This window comes from Alteribacillus persepolensis (assembly GCF_900099605.1).
Lineage (GTDB): Bacteria > Bacillota > Bacilli > Bacillales > Marinococcaceae > Alteribacillus > Alteribacillus persepolensis.
Genome location: NZ_FNDK01000001.1, coordinates 140,584 through 157,788 on the forward strand (window position 1 = coordinate 140,584; position 17,205 = coordinate 157,788).

Genomic DNA, 17,205 nt, shown 5'->3' on the forward strand with positions numbered 1-17,205 from the left:
GCTGGCAGCAGTGAAGCAAAAACATGGGATTGGATGGTTTTTTCATAAACATTTCGATGGGGAGATGATGGTGGAATGATGATGCAGACTGAACTGGAAAGAAAATGGGAGCGATGTAAACCGGCACACGTATTAACAGTAGAAGACTGGAGTGTTTCAGAGATTCACAGCATACTGGATGCAGCAGAAACTCTGTCACATGCGCCAAAGCAGTTTTCTGGCAGGGGCTTGTTTGCGGCTAATCTATTTTTTGAGCCGAGTACACGCACAAAAATAAGTTTTGAAGCTGCTGAAAAAACACTGGGACTGGATGTTCTTCCTTTTGAAGCTGATACATCAAGCGTAAAAAAAGGAGAAACATTATACGATACGGTAAAAACACTGGAGAGTATCGGAGCTGATGTTGTGGTGATCCGACATAGCAAAGAGCGCTATTTTGATGAACTTCGCGATAAAATCAACATCCCGATTATTAATGGCGGTGATGGCTGCGGGCATCATCCAACCCAATCTTTTCTCGATCTGCTGACGATAAAACAGGAATTTGGACAATTTAACGGCTTAAACATTGTCATTGCTGGTGATATTTTTCACAGCCGTGTGGCCAGGTCCAATCTCGATGTGCTGGAACGCTTAGGTGCAAATGTTTATGTGAGCGGACCAAAAGAGTGGATGTCAAAGGAGTTAATGAGTCGGTATGTAACAATGGATCAAGCAATGGAAATGGCAGATATTATGATGCTGCTTCGTATCCAGCATGAGCGTCACGCAGTAAAAATGGTTGCTGGTCCTGGTGAGTACCACAAACTCTATGGGTTGACCGCACAAAGAGAAAAGAAGATGAAGAAACATAGCATCATTATGCATCCAGCTCCTATCAATCGCAACGTAGAAATTGCCGATGAGCTTGTTGAATGCAAACGTTCGAGAATCTTTAAGCAAATGAAAAATGGTGTATTTGTACGAATGGCCGTGTTAAAGCACGTTCTTGACCAACATAAAGGAGGATTTTTTCAATGAATGGATGGATTATCGGTGCAACGGTATTTACAGAGAATGAAGAATTGGAAAATAACGATGTGTATATTGAAAATGGCATGATTAAAGAAGTAGCACAAGCACCAGAACATGCTGATGTGTTGTTGCGCGCGCATGGCAAACTGCTTTCCCCGGGATTTATCGATGTGCATGTTCATCTGCGTGAGCCAGGCGGGGAACATAAAGAAACGATTGAAACAGGAACCAAAGCTGCAGCTAAAGGCGGTTTTACAACGGTATGTCCCATGCCCAATACCCGTCCAGTACCTGATACAGCACAGGAAATGAAAAACCTCTATGCACGCATCAAACAACACGCACATGTTCATGTGCTTCCGTATGCAGCCATTACAACCCGTCAGCTCGGCAAAGAGCGAACTGATTTTGAAAGGTTAAAACAGGCAGGAGCCTTTGCTTTTACAGATGATGGTGTCGGAGTACAAGATGCTTCGACGATGCTTAAAGCGATGAAAGAGGCGGCTCGAATGGATATGCCGATTGTTGCTCACTGTGAGGAGAATACGCTTGTTAATAAAGGAAGTGTGCACGAAGGGGATTTTTCAAAAAAACAAGGTATCAACGGTATTCCGTCTGCTGCCGAATCGGTACATATCGCAAGAGACGTTCTATTAGCTGAAGCGTCTGGTGTTCATTATCATGTTTGCCACGTGAGCACAAAAGAGTCTGTTCGTGTGATTCGCGATGCTAAAAAAGCAGGCATCCATGTGACCGCAGAAGTAACACCACATCATTTGCTGCTGACAGACGAAGATATTCCTGGATTAGATGCAAATTTTAAAATGAATCCACCGCTTCGCAGCAACGAAGATCGGCAGGCATTGCTAGAAGGATGGCTGGATGGAACGATTGATTTCATTGCGACCGATCATGCTCCTCATGCTAAAGAAGAAAAAGACGTTGGCATGGAAAAGGCACCGTTTGGAATTACTGGATTGGAAACAGCTTTCCCATTGTTATACAAACACTTGGTGAAAAAAGGCGTATGCAGTCTCGAGCAGCTGCTAGCCGGATTGACAAAAAAGCCGGCTTCGGTATTTAACCTCTCAAAAGGTGTCATCGCACCTGGAAAGCCGGCAGATATCACATTCATTGATTTGGATAAAGAGGAAACAGTGGATCCTCACACGTTTGTCTCAAAAGGGAAAAACACTCCGTTTACAGGGTGGAGCATAAAAGGAATGCCTGTTGCTACTATGGTTTCTGGCAAAATCGTGTACGAAAAGGAAGGAGCATATCAATCATGAAACGCAAATTAGTTTTAGAAGATGGCACAGTATTTATTGGAGAAGCACTCGGAAGTGAACGTGAAATATCCGGTGAAGTCGTATTTAATACAAGCATGACAGGATATCAAGAAATTCTTTCAGACCCTTCTTATTGCGATCAAATTATTACATTAACGTATCCTCTCATTGGCAACTACGGTGTTAATCGTGATGACTTTGAAACATTGAATCCGTCAGCCGGGGGGTTGATTGTACGAGAATCTGCTGCTCACCCTAGTAACTTTCGCAGTGCGCAGTCGCTCGACCAATGGTTAAAAGACAAAAATATTCCAGCAATATGCGGCATCGATACGAGAATGCTGACACGTTTAATACGAAACCAAGGAACACTGAACGGACGAATTTGCCACGAAAAAGCCGATGAGAAAGAAGTATTGGAAGAGTTGCAAGCTTTTCAGCCGTCCAAAGATAAAGTAAAAAAGGTATCAACTAAAAATGCATATCACGCACCTGGTTCAGGCCGGCGGGTAGTTCTTATGGATTATGGCGCCAAACACGGTATTGCCCGAAATTTAATTGAACGCGGCTGTGATGTATTTGTTTTGCCCTTTAACGCCACGGCTGATGATATTCGTGCCTTCAATCCAGACGGCATCATGTTAAGTAACGGGCCGGGAGATCCATCGGATGTGGCGCAAGCAAGTGAAACCATTAAAGAATTGCTTGGTGAAATACCGATTTTTGGTATTTGTCTTGGTCATCAATTGCTCTGTCTGGCTGCGGGAGCCCGTTCATCAAAGCTGAAATTTGGACATCGCGGCGGAAATCATCCTGTCAAAGATGTTCGTACAGGACGAGTAGATATTACGTCACAAAACCACGGATATACGATTGACCGGGACTCATTAATGGGTACAGATTTACAGCTGACACATGTCAATGTCAATGACGGCACTGTAGAAGGGGTTGCTCATCACCATTACCCTGCATTTAGCGTGCAATATCATCCGGAAGCAAGTCCAGGCCCGAATGACTCCAACGATTTATTTGATGACTTTATTACCCTCATGGATAAACAGAAAACGGTAATTAGCTAAACGAAAAGGAGAGAGGATCATGCCAAAACGAACAGATATACAAAAAATACTTGTTATTGGATCCGGACCAATTGTTATTGGTCAAGCTGCTGAATTTGACTATGCTGGCACACAAGCTTGCCAGGCTCTGAAAGAAGAGGGCTATGAAGTAATTCTTGTCAATTCAAATCCGGCCACAATTATGACGGATACCAACATGGCCGATAAAGTGTACATTGAACCTATTACACTTGAGTTCGTCAGTCGGGTGATTAGAAAAGAAAGACCAGATGCCCTTCTTCCGACGCTTGGCGGGCAAACGGGGTTGAATATGGCAATGGAACTCTACCAAGAAGGTATTTTAGACCGGTACAATATATCACTTTTAGGAACAGAGCTAGAAGCCATTCAAAAAGCAGAAGATAGAGAAGTATTTCGTTCACTCATGCAAGAACTAGGCGAACCGGTGGCAGAAAGTGAAATCATTCATAATTTGAATGAAGCCAAAACGTTTGTTGAAAAAATCGGCTATCCTGTAATCGTTCGTCCAGCTTACACGCTCGGCGGAACAGGAGGTGGCCTTGTTCACAATGAGGAAGAACTCCACGACATTGTCAGTTCCGGTTTGAAATACAGTCCGGTTCATCAATGCCTGCTAGAAAAAAGCATTGCAGGTTTTAAAGAAGTCGAGTATGAAGTGATGAGAGACAGTGCTGGTCAAAGCATTGTTGTGTGTAACATGGAAAACATTGACCCGGTAGGCATTCACACAGGAGACTCAATTGTAAGTGCACCCAGTCAAACGTTGTCTGATCGTGAGTATCAAATGCTGCGTGACTCTTCTTTAAAAGTTATCCGTGCATTAGAAATCGAAGGCGGCTGCAACGTGCAGTTTGCACTTTCACCGCATAGCTTTGAATACTACATTATTGAAGTAAATCCACGAGTGAGCCGCTCTTCTGCATTAGCATCAAAAGCAACTGGATATCCCATTGCTAAGTTAGCGGCTAAAATTGCGGCAGGATATCGGCTTGATGAGTTGGAAAATCCAATTACTGGTACAACATACGCCAGCTTTGAGCCAACGCTTGATTATGTTGTAACGAAAATTCCACGCTGGCCGTTTGACAAGTTTGAAGCTGCTAACCGGACGCTTGGCACACAGATGAAAGCGACAGGTGAAATCATGGCGATTGGCCGTACATTAGAAGAGTCCATCATGAAGGGGATTCGTTCGCTTGAAATGAACAAACTGCACATGACAGATGCAGCGTATGCTTCTTACGATGACGACACCATCAAAGAGAAGTTAGTAAAGGCAGAAGATGAACGCCTGTTTGTTATTGGAGAAGCGTTTAAACGAGGCTGGTCGATAGAGACCCTTCATGAGTTAACAAAAATTGATCGGTTCTTCTTAGAGAAATTTGCTGGAATTGTCATGACGGGGGAAGAATTAGCGGATCATCCTGGGAACGTGATGATGCTAGAACGTGCCAAACAGTTAGGGATTGCTGATGCTTATATTGCACAAAAGTGGAACTGGAGCGAAAAGGAAGTGTATGAATACCGCAAAGAAGAGAGTCTGATGCCGGTATATAAAATGGTGGATACATGTGCAGCTGAATTTGAATCACAAACCCCTTATTACTATTCATCGTATGAACGGGAAAACGAAAGCATCACTAGTGAGAAGCCTTCCGTATTAGTACTTGGCTCCGGTCCTATCCGTATCGGGCAAGGAATTGAATTTGACTACGCAACGGTTCACACAGTCTGGGCGCTGCAGCAAGAAGGGTACGAAGCCATTATCATTAATAATAATCCGGAAACGGTCTCAACAGATTTTAGTGTATCGGATAAATTGTACTTTGAACCGCTCACGTTAGAAGATGTGATGCATGTTATTGATCAGGAACAGCCAGAGGGGGTCATCGTACAATTTGGAGGGCAGACGGCCATCAATTTAGCTGATGGGCTTCATGAACGCGGCGTCCGTCTTCTTGGAACTGCACTAGAAGATATGGATCGAGCAGAAGATCGTGACAAATTTGAGTATTCCTTGCAGCAGCTGGGCATTCCGCAGCCATTAGGAAAAACAGCTACGTCTTCGAAAGAAGCAGTGACGATTGCTTCTGACATCGGCTATCCGGTTTTAGTACGCCCTTCTTACGTGTTAGGCGGCAGAGCAATGGAAATTGTCGATAACGAAACAGAACTTCTTTCTTACATGGACAGAGCGGTGAAAGTCAATGAGAAACATCCGGTATTAATTGACAGGTACATGATAGGAAAAGAAATTGAAGTAGACGCGATTGCCGACGGTGAAACGGTATTTGTTCCGGGCATCATGGAACATATTGAACGCGCCGGTGTGCATTCAGGTGACTCCATTGCTGTTTATCCGCCGCAAACGCTGTCCGAAGACATTAAACAAAAACTCGTTGAGCGGACGATTGCTATTGGAAAAGGCTTAAATATTAAAGGATTATTAAATATCCAATTTGTCATTCATGATGACGAAGTATATGTTTTGGAAGTCAATCCGCGAGCGAGCCGGACAGTGCCGTTTTTAAGCAAAATCACCGGTGTGCCGATTGCATCTATTGCAACAAGAGTCATGGCGGGGCAAAGCCTGATTGCACAAGGATTCAATGATGGCGTATTGCCAGAAAAACAAGAAGTCTCCGTCAAAGTCCCTGTCTTTTCATTTGCAAAACTGCGTCGAGTTGACATTTCTCTTGGACCAGAGATGAAGTCAACTGGAGAAGTAATGGGGCGTGATGTTTCACTGGAAAAAGCACTATATAAAGGTTTAATCGCGTCTGGTATGAACATTCCGGAACACGGCTCCGTACTTTTTACCGTTGCTGATAAAAATAAACAAGAAGCATTGATGCTTGCCCGGCGTTTTCACCAAATCGGCTATGATCTGCTGGCGACAAAAGGCACTGCAGACTTTTTGCGAAAGGAAAACATTCCAGTAACGGTTGTTAATAAAGTCGCGGATAACTCGCCGAATATTTTAGACATTATTCGCGACGGCAAAGCACAATTTGTTATCAATACATTAACAAAAGGAAAACAACCCGCACGGGATGGGTTTAGAATTCGCCGGGAAGCAGTGGAAAATGAAGTGGTTTGTATGACGTCTATTGATACAGCAGACGCACTGTTAAAGGTATTAGAGATGATTACGTTCTCTGCAGAAGCTATGCCGGCCATGGAGACAAGACAATCATTGCCAGCAAACGAGGTGACGGTGTGAAAAAAGAGAACATGACAATCTGTTCCAATCAGGAAATTGCCGAAAATACTTTTGAAATGGAGCTGACAGGTGCCCTTGTCCAAGACATTCAGGCACCTGGACAGTTTCTGCATATAAAGCCATCCCATGAAAACGTGCCATTACTGCGCCGGCCTCTCAGTATTTGCGACGCTGATCAAAGGGGAGGAACACTGTCTATTATTTACCGGACAGAAGGGATTGGAACCAATCTGTTATCAAAAAAAACAAATGGTGAGACCGTTGATGTGCTTGGCCCATTAGGTAATGGATTTTCTCTTAGTGATATCAATCAAGAACAGACGGCATTAATCGTTGGCGGAGGAGTAGGGGTGCCTCCGTTATACGGATTGGCGCGTGAACTAGCGCGAAAAGGGGTTCATGTCGAAACCGTTCTTGGGTTTTCGGATGCCGAAGCACTCTTCTATGAAGATGCATTTAAAGAAACAGGTAATGTGTATGTCAGCACAGTAGATGGAAGTGCCGGCCAAAAAGGTTTTGTAACCGATGTGATTGACCAGGAAGATCTGGCTTTTGACCGGTTGTATGCTTGTGGCCCGACACCAATGTTAAAAGCATTGGAAAACAAATTTCCAAAAGCAGAAGGTTTCATTTCATTAGAAGAAAGAATGGGCTGTGGCATTGGAGCATGTTTTGCGTGTGTATGTCATACGCAAACTGATCCAGAGGGCAGCGAATATCGGAAAGTATGCAGCGATGGACCTGTTTTTCCGCTAAGAGAGGTGGTGCTGTGATGAGTTTGCAAACGAATCTGCCGGGATTGCCAATGAAAAATCCGGTGATGCCGGCATCTGGCTGTTTTGGCTTCGGAGAAGAGTTTGCCAAGTGGTATGACTTGAATACACTTGGTGCTATTGCTTTAAAAGCAACGACAGCAGAGCCAAGGTTTGGAAATGAAACGCCGCGTGTGGCAGAAACACCTGCTGGCATGTTAAATGCCATTGGGCTGCAAAATCCGGGGTTGGAAAAAGTGGTTTCCGAGAAGCTTGCTTGGTTAAAGGCGCTTGAGACACCACTTCTTGCAAACATTGCCGGAACGACAATGGAAGACTATGAAAAAGTCGCAGCAGAACTATCGTCCACAAATCTTATCGGGGCCCTTGAATTAAATATTTCCTGTCCAAATGTAAAAGAAGGCGGCATTGCTTTTGGGACGGACCCGGATCTGGCGGCTGAGCTGACGAAGCGGGTGAAAAAGGCAGCCAGCTGTCCGGTATATGTGAAGTTATCTCCAAATGTTACTGATATTACGGTATTAGCCAAAGCAGTGGAGCAGGCAGGGGCAGATGGATTGTCTATGATTAACACGCTTTCTGGCATGAAAATCGATACTCGTTCCAAAAAACCTTTGCTTGCAAATGGAAGCGGTGGTTTATCGGGGCCTGCGATCAAACCTATTGCCATTCGAATGATTTATGAAGTACGCAAGCAAACAGAACTTCCCATCATCGGCATGGGAGGAATTTCTACATGTGATGATATCATTGAGTTCCTCATGGCTGGTGCGGATGCAGTAGCGGTTGGAACGGCCAATTTTACGAATCCATTTATTTGTCCGGAATTGATTGAAGAGCTAGAAAAATGGACGTTAGAACAAGGGATGACATCCATTCAAGATATTCGCCGTCAAGGGGTGATATCATGAACAAACCGCTCATCATTGCAATGGATTTTGCCGATAAGCAAACAGCAGATGCATTTCTAGGACGTTTTGAAAACGAGAAACTATTTTTGAAAATAGGAATGGAATTGTTTTACCGAGAAGGGCCGGCATTAGTAAATCAGTGGAAAAGCGAAGGCCATGATATTTTTTTAGATTTGAAACTGCATGATATTCCCAATACCGTTAAACAAGCAGCCAAACAGCTTGCTTCGCTTGAGGCAGATTTAATTACCGTACACGCTGGCGGAGGCATTAACATGATGGAAGCGGCGAAAGAAGGGTTGGAAGCGGGACAGCCTGTTGGTTCGTCTACAAAATGTATAGCTGTTACACAGCTGACAAGTACATCAAAACGTATGTTAAAAGAGGAACTGCTGATTGAAAAGCCACTCGAAGACACTGTGGCAGAGTACGCAGGAAACACAGACAAAGCAGGTCTTGACGGTGTTGTGTGTTCTGCGTTAGAAGTACCTTTGATAAAAGAACATGTTCGCACAGGTTTTCAAACTGTTACTCCAGGTATTCGACAGCCTGAACATGCAGCAGATGATCAAGAGCGTATTGTAACACCAGAAAAAGCAAAGGAACTTGGCAGTGATGCAATCGTTGTAGGCCGAAGCATTACTCGTGCTGATGATGCTGTTTCAGCGTATCAGCAAATCAATAAGGCGTGGAGGAATGAAACATGAAACAAGCGATAGCAGAAGAATTATTAAAAATAAAAGCAGTCAGTTTGCAGCCAGATGATCCGTTCACATGGTCATCGGGGATATTATCTCCTATTTATTGCGACAATCGTTTAACACTGTCCTACCCGTCATTGCGGCAAAGCATTGCAAACGAATTACAAACACTGATTGAAAAGCAGTATCCGGATGTGGAAGTGGTAGCAGGGACAGCTACAGCCGGTATTCCTCACGCTGCATTGGTTGCCGACAAAATGAATGTACCAATGATTTATGTAAGAGGTTCCTCCAAATCACATGGAAAAGGCAATCAAATTGAAGGTGTTGTAAAAGAAAACCAAAAAGTTGTTATTGTAGAAGATCTGATTTCGACTGGAGGCAGTGTCATTGGGGTACAAAAAGCACTGCAGCAAGCAGGAGCAGACGTGTTAGGCACAGCCGCTATCTTCACATATGGATTAGAGCGTGGAAAAGAGAATTTACAAGCAGCTAATCTGAAAACAGAGACTTTAACGGATTACGAGGCATTAATTCAGGCAGCTCTTTCAAAAAACTTTGTAACAACAGAACAATATGAACGGCTGGAAATGTGGAAAAAAGATCCTGAAAACTGGCTGCAAGCATTATAGAAAGAAAGTGTGAGTTCATTTGCTCACACTTTTTTTGTTGAAGAAAAGTGCGCGGTGTTCTACGCTTAAAAAGGGAAAGAAAGGAGATATATGATGCGGAAAATGACAGGAGATGATTTTAGCAGACAAGTAACGTTTTTTCATCAAATGGCAAAAACGTCTTGGATGATTCATTTACACGAACAAATTCAGGAACAAACTCGCTCATGGAAAAACCAGCACGTTCTTGACATCGGCTGTGCAACTGGAGAATTGCTCCGAAAAGGGGTGGAAGAAGCAGCATCTATTACAGGTGTTGATTTATCAGAAGACATGGTAAAAAAGGCAAGAGTGGAAACTGCTCCATGGGAAGAAACAACAGACTGCTCCTTTTTGGTCGCAGACGCCTATTCGCTGCCATTTTCAAATCAAACGTTTGATATCAGTTTGTCGACATTAGTAATGTTTTTGCTTCCAGAGCCGAAAAAAGGTTTGCAGGAAATGGGGCGGGTGATGAAACCAAATGGAATCAGTGTGCTTTTGAATCCTAGTCCATCGATGAACCCGAAGGCAGCTGAACACTATGCAGACAAAATGTCTATCAGCGGCTTTGAACGCGAAGCATTAATAAAGTGGTCCGGAGTAGCAACGCAAAGACACCGCTTTCAGCCAGAGGAATTAGGAGATTTGCTGTATCAGCATGGTGCTGAACATGTCGAACATAGTGTTTCGCTTGGGGGGCTGGCATTGCTGACAAAAGCAGAATGGTAAAGAGAAGAAGCTTGCCTGTTTGTTTGGCAAGCTTCTTGTATTTATTTATCGCGCAATTGATACAGCAGCTCTTCATCTGGTGTTACAAAAATGGTAGATTGCTGCTCATACGTAACAAAACCAGGCTTTGCCCCGTTTGGTTTGCGCACATGCCTAACCTTTGTATAATCGACGGGAACCGATGCTGAATCTTTGGCTTTGGAATAATAAGCAGCGATATTAGCCGCTTCTGCCAATGTTTGTTCACTAAACGATGCACCGCGAATAACGACATGAGAGCCGGGGATGTTTTTGGTGTGCAGCCATGTATCTTCTTTATTTGCGACTTTGGAGGTTAAATATTCATTTTGTTTATTATTTTTTCCGACAAGAATATCCGTTCCATCGGTAGACGTATATTTTTCAAGTGCCGGCTGAGATGATTTTTTTCGTTTATTTCGCTTGGATACTTGTTTTTTAAGGTAGCCTTGTTCGGATAATTCCTCACGAATGTCAGCAATGTCGCCGACAGATGCAGATTCCACCTGCTGGATTAATTGCTCTATATACGTCATTTCTTCTTTGGCTTCTGTAATCTGCTGCCGGCCCATTTCTAATGATGTTTTGGCTTTGTTGTATTTGCGAAAATAGCTTTGTGCATTTTCTGAAGGTGTTTTTTCTGGGTCCAGTGGAATCGTTAAGGAACCGCCATTTTCATCGTAGTAATCCATTACTTCCACTTCTTTTTCCCCGCCGTGAACGAGATGCAAATTGGCGGTAAGCAGCTCTCCGTACTTTTGGGACGAGAGAGCTTTTTCTGCTTGTTGGATCGTTTGTTCAAGTTTTTTAATTTTTTTCTTATTTTTTTGCCATTCATTTCGCAGTAGTCGTTCTAAATCATGGGCTTGCTGTTTGACACGATCTCTCTCAGCTTTTCCGGTGTGGAAGCGCTCGAGCATCTCAGATACCGAATCGAAATATTGGCTTTTCCCATCTGTATGGGTCAGCTCCATCACCGAGTAGTATTCTTTGCTGCCAGAGAGCTTGATATTTGGGCGGTAACAATGGTTGTTGACGTTTTGCATCATCTTAATAAAGGTATCAGCGATTTTTTCGGCACTGCCAAGCCCAGCACGGTGAACAATTTCTTTCGCTGTTTGAGGAGAAAGTCCTGTGAACGCTTGAACGAGCTGGCGGTCAATTTTGCCTTGATTAGCATCTAATGCTTTTAGAACATCAGTTTTTTCAGCAGGTAACGGGTTGCGTTTGTTTTGTTTAGGCGGTTCAACATATGGACGTCCCGGCAGTACCGTGCGGTGGCGATTGACGGAAGGAGGCAGGTGTTTCATACTGTCTAAAATTTGGTTGGATGATTCGTCAACGAGTATGATGTTGCTATGTTTCCCCATAATTTCTATGATTAAGTGTTTTGTAGACGTATCGCCAATTTCATTTTTTCCTTCAATGACGAAGGTGACGACTCTCTCCATGCCATCTTGTTTTATTTCTCGAATGAATCCGTTTTCAATATGTTTTCGAAGCAACATACAAAACATTGGCGGCTCCGCTGGGTTTTGAAAACTGGCGCTTGTGAGCTGCATTCTGGCAAAGCTTGGATTGGCCGATAAAAATAGCTGGTGATTTTTTCGGTTCGCCCGAACAGTGATTAATAAATCAGTGGGATACGGTTGTTTTATTTTCGTGATTCTGCCGTTTGCTAAGTGTTCGAATAATTCATGCACAACGGCTCTTGTCATTATTCCATCAAAAGACATAAATGTCTACATCCTTTCTCGCAAGTAAAAAACCTATCATGTTCGTGATGAAAATACAATGAAAACGCTTTGCGTATGAGCAAAGAAGGACATTCTATTTTCTCATTAGTATAGCATGATTTGCTGCTTGTCTGAATATGATGTGTTGATACGTTTAAGCAGGGGTGAGGGATGGAATGAATTGGCATCAGCAACCGAAAGAAAAACTGGAAGACCTATTACAAGTATCTACCACGGCTGGACTAGAAAATGGACAGGCCAAAGCACGTTTAAGACAAGTGGGGCCGAACACGTTGGAACAAAAGAAAAAAGTACCGGGCTGGCTGCTTTTTCTTCGTCAATTCCAGGATACCATGATACTCATCCTGATTGCAGCAACTGTCATTTCTGCGGCATTGGGAGAATATATCGATGCCATTACGATTGTTTTTATTGTCATCATGAATGGCATTTTAGGGTTTATCCAAGAGAATAAAGCAGAAAAATCGCTCGATGCTTTAAAAGAGCTGGCTTCCCCTACAATGACAGTCAGGCGCAGTGGGCAGTGGATGACAATCCCGTCTGCAGAAGCCGTCCCAGGGGATATTGTTAAATTAACGGGTGGAGATAAGATCAGCGCAGACATTCGTTTGTTGGAGGCAAGCAATGTAATGGCTGAAGAATCGGCACTGACAGGGGAATCATTTCCTGTGCAAAAACATGCGGATGTTCTTACATCCAGTGACGTTTCGATTGGTGAAAAAGAAAATATGGCCTTTGCAGGAACACTCGTTACAAAAGGGCACGGCATTGGCGTGATTGTTGCAACAGGGATGCAAACTGAAATGGGTAAGATTGCCCATATGCTAAGTGACTCAGAAAATAGTGAAACGCCATTGCAGAGAAGGCTTTCACACCTTGGGAAGATGCTCATCACTGGTGCCCTTATATTAACAGCGCTTGTTGTAATCTTAGGAATTATGCAAGGACAACCTGTGTACAAAATGCTCCTCTCCGGTGTTTCTTTGGCTGTTGCGGCGATTCCAGAAGGCCTTCCAGCAATTGTTACGGTCGTATTGGCACTTGGCGTGCAGCGTATGATTAAACGTAATGCCATTGTCAGACAGCTCCCAGCCGTAGAAACCTTAGGCTGTGCGTCTGTGATTTGTTCGGACAAGACTGGAACATTAACGCAAAATAAAATGAAAGTGACCGCATTAGCCGGTGGGAACGGGTTAACCTTTCGAAAGTCCAAAAAGCCGTTTGAACGTGCTAAACATGAAAAGTTATTGACATATGGAGCGTTATGTACACAAATAGCAGTTGAAAAACAAGAAAATCCAGGTATGAAAGAAGAGCTTCGCAGAGATCCAACAGAAAATGCACTGCTTGAAGCGGCCGAGGCTAGTGACATTTCACTGCCATCCATTCTAGCGGCGCATACTATTAAGAAAGATTTCCCATTTGATTCAGATCGAAAACGAATGTCGGTCGTTGTGACAAACAAAAAAGGGCAGTCGTTTGTCATCACGAAAGGAGCTCCTGACTTATTACTTGAAAGAACAACGCAAATAGAAGCGAATGGACGAGTGGAACGTTTCACGCCGATGAAAAAACAGGAAGTAAGACAAACAATTACATTAATGGCCAATAAAGCACTTCGTACAATTGCAGTAGCTTATCGTCCATTAAAAGCAGGTGAAACGATATCGAGCGCAGAAACAGCAGAGCGAAACTTAATTTACCTTGGCGTCGAAGGGATGATTGATCCCCCGCGCCAAGAAGCAAAAGATGCCATCAAGGAGTGCCGCCAAGCAGGGATTAAAACAATTATGATTACTGGTGACCACAAAGATACAGCGGCTGCAATTGCAAAAGAAATCGGCCTGCTTCCCGAATATGGCCTTGTTGTTACCGGAAAAGAATGGAATCAGGCATCTGATAGAGAAAAAGCTCGTATGATCCAAAAGACATACGTGTTTGCCAGAGTGAGTCCAGAAGATAAGTTAAATATTGTCAAAGTATTAAAAAGCCAGGGGCATGTCGTTGCTATGACTGGCGACGGTGTGAACGACGCGCCGGCTCTTAAAGCTTCTGATATAGGCATAGCAATGGGGAAAACAGGCACAGACGTTGCCAAAGAAGCCTCCGCATTAATTTTAAGGGACGATAATTTTTCAACCATTCGTTCTGCTATCAAAGAAGGCCGCAACATTTATGAAAACATTCGAAAGTTTATTCGTTATATGCTTGCTTCTAATGTCGGCGAAATTTTAGTTATGCTCTTTGCGGTGATGCTTGGCATGCCGCTTCCGCTTGTGGCTATACAAATTTTATGGATTAATTTAATCACCGATGGCCTGCCGGCGATGGCGCTTGGCCTCGATCAGCCCGAACGTAATGTAATGAAACGGCCGCCCCGCTCTTCAACAGAAAGCATCTTTGCCCGTGGAATGGGATGGAAAATTATTTCGCGCGGCTTCTTAATTGGTGTTGTTACGCTAATCGGCTTTATGACAGCACTTTATGAACAGCCCGATCATTTAGTAAGAGCACAGACCATTGCATTTGCAACACTTGTTATGGCACAGCTTATCCATGTGTTTGACTGCCGCACCAATGGAACAATATTTGACCGAAATCCGTTGGAGAATAAATATTTAACGTTAGCAGTATTGTCTTCTGTAGTTTTACTGGTACTCGTTATTTATACACCGATGCTGCAGCCGATCTTCCACACCACTGCTTTAACAGTTGTTGAATGGATGCTCGTATTGGCGCTTGCTTCCATTCCAACATTTGCACTGGCAGGCAGAACATTATTCCGTCCTGCTTCGCGTAAACCAGCGAAAGCCTAAGGAAATAGAAAAAAAGCGAAGCAAAAAAGCTATTTTCCTTTTCAATTGCTTGTGAGAGGTGGTAAAATTAGTTAGAATGTAAGAAGCGGATGTGATAACCATGGCAGTGAGTATGACTGGATTTGGCCGCGCGGTTGTCGAACAAGACGGCGGCCGAATTCTTGTTGAAATGAAATCAGTAAACCACCGTTTTTGTGATATTCAATTTCGAATGCCAAGGCAGCTGTTATCGTTAGAAGATCGGTTCCGTACCATTATTTTGGATAAAGTGGAGCGCGGCAAAATCGATGTGTTTATTTCGATGGAGGGGCTGACGCCGCTTGAGCGGACGCTGCGTGTGGATTGGCCGCTCGTGCAGCAATATCTGGATCAAGCAGAAGAGCTTGACCGGCTGAATGTCTTTGAATCGAAGTTAAGACTGCAAGACTTTCTTCTGCATCCAGATATCGTTGTTATTGAGGATGCCGAAAAAATGGACGAAACGCTTGAGCAGGCAGTAGAAGACGCTGTGGCAAGCGCAGCAGCTGAATTGTATGATATGAGAGTGCGGGAAGGCATGAAGTTAAAAGAAGATATCGAAGCACGAATCGAGCACGTGCAGCAGTTAACCGGTATGCTTCAAAAAGAAGCTCCTTCTGTGGCCCAGCATTACCGTGAGCGGATGTATGATAGAATAAAAGCATTTATGGGAGATTATGAACCGGATGAAGAACGCCTTATACAAGAAACTGCATTTTTTGCAGAAAAGTCGAATGTAGAAGAGGAGCTAACGAGGCTTTACTCTCACTGTGATCAATTTCTTGTTTCTCTCGATGCAGGCGGAACAAAGGGCAGAAAATTAGATTTTCTAGTGCAGGAAATGAATAGGGAAGCGAACACAATTGGTTCTAAAGCAAACAATGCATCACTTAGCCACCTGGTTGTGGAACTGAAAAGTGAACTAGAAAAAATAAAAGAACAAGTACAGAATATAGAGTAGCCAGCGAACGCATTTTCGTATATATTTATAAATATGTGGTAAAAATAGAGCGTAGCTGTCGCTTTTGAAGAAGTGAGGGATACTAGTGAATATTAAACTGATAAACATAGGTTTTGGCAATATTGTATCAGCTAACCGTATCATTTCCATTGTTAGTCCTGAGTCAGCACCGATTAAACGCATTATTCAGGAAGCAAGAGACAGAAACATGCTCGTTGATGCTACGTACGGCAGAAGAACGAGAGCCGTCATTATTGCTGACAGCGATCACGTCATTCTTTCTGCTGTACAGCCAGAAACTGTTGCACAACGTTTAAGCACAAAAGACGATTTATCCGATGATTAAATCGTTTCACTTGGATTTTTTGCAGGAAAGGCGTTGGAAACTATGAAAGATGATAAAGGATTATTGATTGTTTTGTCCGGGCCGGCCGGTGTAGGAAAAGGCACGGTCTGCAATGCCTTGCGTAATGAAGATACAGACATTGAATATTCTGTTTCAGCTACGACAAGACAGCCGAGAGCAGGAGAAACACATGGCATTAATTATTTCTTCAAAACCAAGCAGGAATTTGAAGAAATGATTGAGAATAATAAGTTGCTGGAATGGGCGAAGTATGTCGATAATTATTATGGTACTCCGCTCGATTATGTAGAAGAAACGATTGATAAAGGAAAAGATATTATTCTAGAAATTGAAGTACAAGGGGCAAAGAAGGTAAAAGAAAGATATCCAGATGGGGTATTCATCTTTTTAATGCCGCCAAGCCTTGCTGAACTTCGTAATCGTATTGTCGGCCGGGGTACAGAAAATGAAGATCTCATCAATAAACGGATGAATGTTGCCAGAGAAGAAATTGATATGATGGAAAGCTACGATTATGTCGTGGAAAATGATGAGGTTGAAAAAGCTGTCGAACGGATTAAATCGATTGTTACAGCCGAACATTGCAAAAAGGATCGTTTAATAGAAAAATATAAGCAGCTCGTGGAGGTAGAATAAAATATGTTACATCCTTCTATTGATGAACTAATGAAACATATTAACTCGAAGTATACGTTAGTTACCATTTCTGCACGGCGTGCTCGTGATTTGAAAGAAATGGAAGAGGCAAAGCCGCTGGTAGATAACCATGAATCATCCAAATTGGTTGGTGTGGCACTAGAGGAAATTGAGAATGGCAAACTTGGCTACAAACATACAGAGTAACATGTACTAAACAACAACCTATATGATATAGG

15 protein-coding genes are annotated in these 17,205 nt (G+C 43.2%); 14 read left to right on the top strand and 1 reads right to left on the bottom strand.

Going from position 1 to position 17,205, the window contains the following annotated elements; all coding sequences use genetic code 11:
- The first annotated feature begins 75 nt into the window (after positions 1-75).
- From BLT18_RS00695 to BLT18_RS00735, 9 genes are all read left to right on the top strand, one after another.
- Positions 76-1,020, top strand: coding sequence for an aspartate carbamoyltransferase catalytic subunit (locus BLT18_RS00695; protein ID WP_281242318.1), 945 nt, complete (start codon positions 76-78; stop codon positions 1,018-1,020).
- Positions 1,017-2,303 carry a dihydroorotase gene (locus BLT18_RS00700; RefSeq protein ID WP_091270256.1) on the top strand — a complete coding sequence of 429 codons (1,287 nt, stop codon included), beginning with the start codon at positions 1,017-1,019 and terminating at the stop codon, positions 2,301-2,303. The genes BLT18_RS00695 and BLT18_RS00700 overlap by 4 nt, the downstream gene beginning before the upstream one ends.
- A complete protein-coding gene (locus BLT18_RS00705) occupies positions 2,300-3,382 on the top strand; it encodes a carbamoyl phosphate synthase small subunit (RefSeq protein ID WP_091270258.1) in 1,083 nt (360 codons plus the stop codon). Before BLT18_RS00700 ends, BLT18_RS00705 begins: the two co-directional genes overlap by 4 nt.
- 19 nt (positions 3,383-3,401) lie before the next feature.
- The gene (gene carB / locus BLT18_RS00710) at positions 3,402-6,626 is read left to right on the top strand and encodes a carbamoyl-phosphate synthase large subunit (RefSeq protein ID WP_091270259.1); all 3,225 of its coding nucleotides are present in this window, start codon (positions 3,402-3,404) and stop codon (positions 6,624-6,626) included.
- An 11-nt stretch (positions 6,627-6,637) separates the two neighbouring features.
- Complete coding sequence (locus tag BLT18_RS00715; protein WP_245705153.1) at positions 6,638-7,399, top strand: dihydroorotate dehydrogenase electron transfer subunit; 762 nt, start codon at positions 6,638-6,640, stop codon at positions 7,397-7,399.
- Entirely contained in the window at positions 7,396-8,310 is a 915-nt protein-coding gene (locus BLT18_RS00720) for a dihydroorotate dehydrogenase (RefSeq protein WP_139184692.1), read from the top strand. Before BLT18_RS00715 ends, BLT18_RS00720 begins: the two co-directional genes overlap by 4 nt.
- Positions 8,307-9,017 carry an orotidine-5'-phosphate decarboxylase gene (gene pyrF, locus BLT18_RS00725; protein ID WP_091270264.1) on the top strand — a complete coding sequence of 237 codons (711 nt, stop codon included), beginning with the start codon at positions 8,307-8,309 and terminating at the stop codon, positions 9,015-9,017. The genes BLT18_RS00720 and pyrF overlap by 4 nt, the downstream gene beginning before the upstream one ends.
- Positions 9,014-9,643, top strand: a complete 630-nt coding sequence (gene pyrE, locus BLT18_RS00730) for an orotate phosphoribosyltransferase (protein ID WP_091270266.1) — start codon at positions 9,014-9,016, stop codon at positions 9,641-9,643. The genes pyrF and pyrE overlap by 4 nt, the downstream gene beginning before the upstream one ends.
- 93 nt (positions 9,644-9,736) lie before the next feature.
- Positions 9,737-10,393: a class I SAM-dependent methyltransferase gene (locus BLT18_RS00735; protein WP_175487318.1), complete on the top strand. Its 657-nt coding sequence runs from the start codon at positions 9,737-9,739 to the stop codon at positions 10,391-10,393.
- Positions 10,394-10,434: 41 nt separating this feature from the next.
- Here BLT18_RS00735 and BLT18_RS00740 read toward each other — a convergent pair whose 3' ends face one another.
- Positions 10,435-12,147 carry an Rqc2 family fibronectin-binding protein gene (locus BLT18_RS00740; protein WP_091270273.1) on the bottom strand — a complete coding sequence of 571 codons (1,713 nt, stop codon included), beginning with the start codon at positions 12,145-12,147 and terminating at the stop codon, positions 10,435-10,437.
- 176 nt (positions 12,148-12,323) lie between these two features.
- Here BLT18_RS00740 and BLT18_RS00745 point away from each other — a divergent pair, with 176 nt between their 5' ends.
- From BLT18_RS00745 to rpoZ, 5 genes are all read left to right on the top strand, one after another.
- On the top strand, positions 12,324-14,984 hold the full coding sequence (locus tag BLT18_RS00745; protein WP_091270275.1) for a calcium-translocating P-type ATPase, PMCA-type: 2,661 nt from the start codon (positions 12,324-12,326) through the stop codon (positions 14,982-14,984).
- 100 nt (positions 14,985-15,084) lie between these two features.
- A complete protein-coding gene (locus BLT18_RS00750; RefSeq protein WP_091270276.1) occupies positions 15,085-15,963 on the top strand; it encodes a YicC/YloC family endoribonuclease in 879 nt (292 codons plus the stop codon).
- 85 nt (positions 15,964-16,048) lie between these two features.
- Positions 16,049-16,309, top strand: a complete 261-nt coding sequence (remA, locus tag BLT18_RS00755) for an extracellular matrix/biofilm regulator RemA (RefSeq protein WP_091270278.1) — start codon at positions 16,049-16,051, stop codon at positions 16,307-16,309.
- Positions 16,310-16,351: 42 nt separating this feature from the next.
- Positions 16,352-16,966: a guanylate kinase gene (gmk, locus tag BLT18_RS00760; protein ID WP_091270279.1), complete on the top strand. Its 615-nt coding sequence runs from the start codon at positions 16,352-16,354 to the stop codon at positions 16,964-16,966.
- A 3-nt stretch (positions 16,967-16,969) separates the two neighbouring features.
- A complete protein-coding gene (gene rpoZ / locus BLT18_RS00765) occupies positions 16,970-17,173 on the top strand; it encodes a DNA-directed RNA polymerase subunit omega (RefSeq protein ID WP_091270281.1) in 204 nt (67 codons plus the stop codon).
- Positions 17,174-17,205 lie beyond the last annotated feature (32 nt).

Coding starts and splice junctions, on each gene's coding strand:
- BLT18_RS00695 (WP_281242318.1), top strand. CDS start 76: ATGATGATGCAGACTGAACTGGAAAGAAAATGGGAGCGATGTAAACCG.
- BLT18_RS00700 (WP_091270256.1), top strand. CDS start 1,017: ATGAATGGATGGATTATCGGTGCAACGGTATTTACAGAGAATGAAGAA.
- BLT18_RS00705 (WP_091270258.1), top strand. CDS start 2,300: ATGAAACGCAAATTAGTTTTAGAAGATGGCACAGTATTTATTGGAGAA.
- carB (WP_091270259.1), top strand. CDS start 3,402: ATGCCAAAACGAACAGATATACAAAAAATACTTGTTATTGGATCCGGA.
- BLT18_RS00715 (WP_245705153.1), top strand. CDS start 6,638: ATGACAATCTGTTCCAATCAGGAAATTGCCGAAAATACTTTTGAAATG.
- pyrF (WP_091270264.1), top strand. CDS start 8,307: ATGAACAAACCGCTCATCATTGCAATGGATTTTGCCGATAAGCAAACA.
- pyrE (WP_091270266.1), top strand. CDS start 9,014: ATGAAACAAGCGATAGCAGAAGAATTATTAAAAATAAAAGCAGTCAGT.
- BLT18_RS00735 (WP_175487318.1), top strand. CDS start 9,737: ATGCGGAAAATGACAGGAGATGATTTTAGCAGACAAGTAACGTTTTTT.
- BLT18_RS00740 (WP_091270273.1), bottom strand. CDS start 12,147: ATGTCTTTTGATGGAATAATGACAAGAGCCGTTGTGCATGAATTATTC.
- BLT18_RS00745 (WP_091270275.1), top strand. CDS start 12,324: ATGAATTGGCATCAGCAACCGAAAGAAAAACTGGAAGACCTATTACAA.
- BLT18_RS00750 (WP_091270276.1), top strand. CDS start 15,085: ATGGCAGTGAGTATGACTGGATTTGGCCGCGCGGTTGTCGAACAAGAC.
- gmk (WP_091270279.1), top strand. CDS start 16,352: ATGAAAGATGATAAAGGATTATTGATTGTTTTGTCCGGGCCGGCCGGT.
- rpoZ (WP_091270281.1), top strand. CDS start 16,970: ATGTTACATCCTTCTATTGATGAACTAATGAAACATATTAACTCGAAG.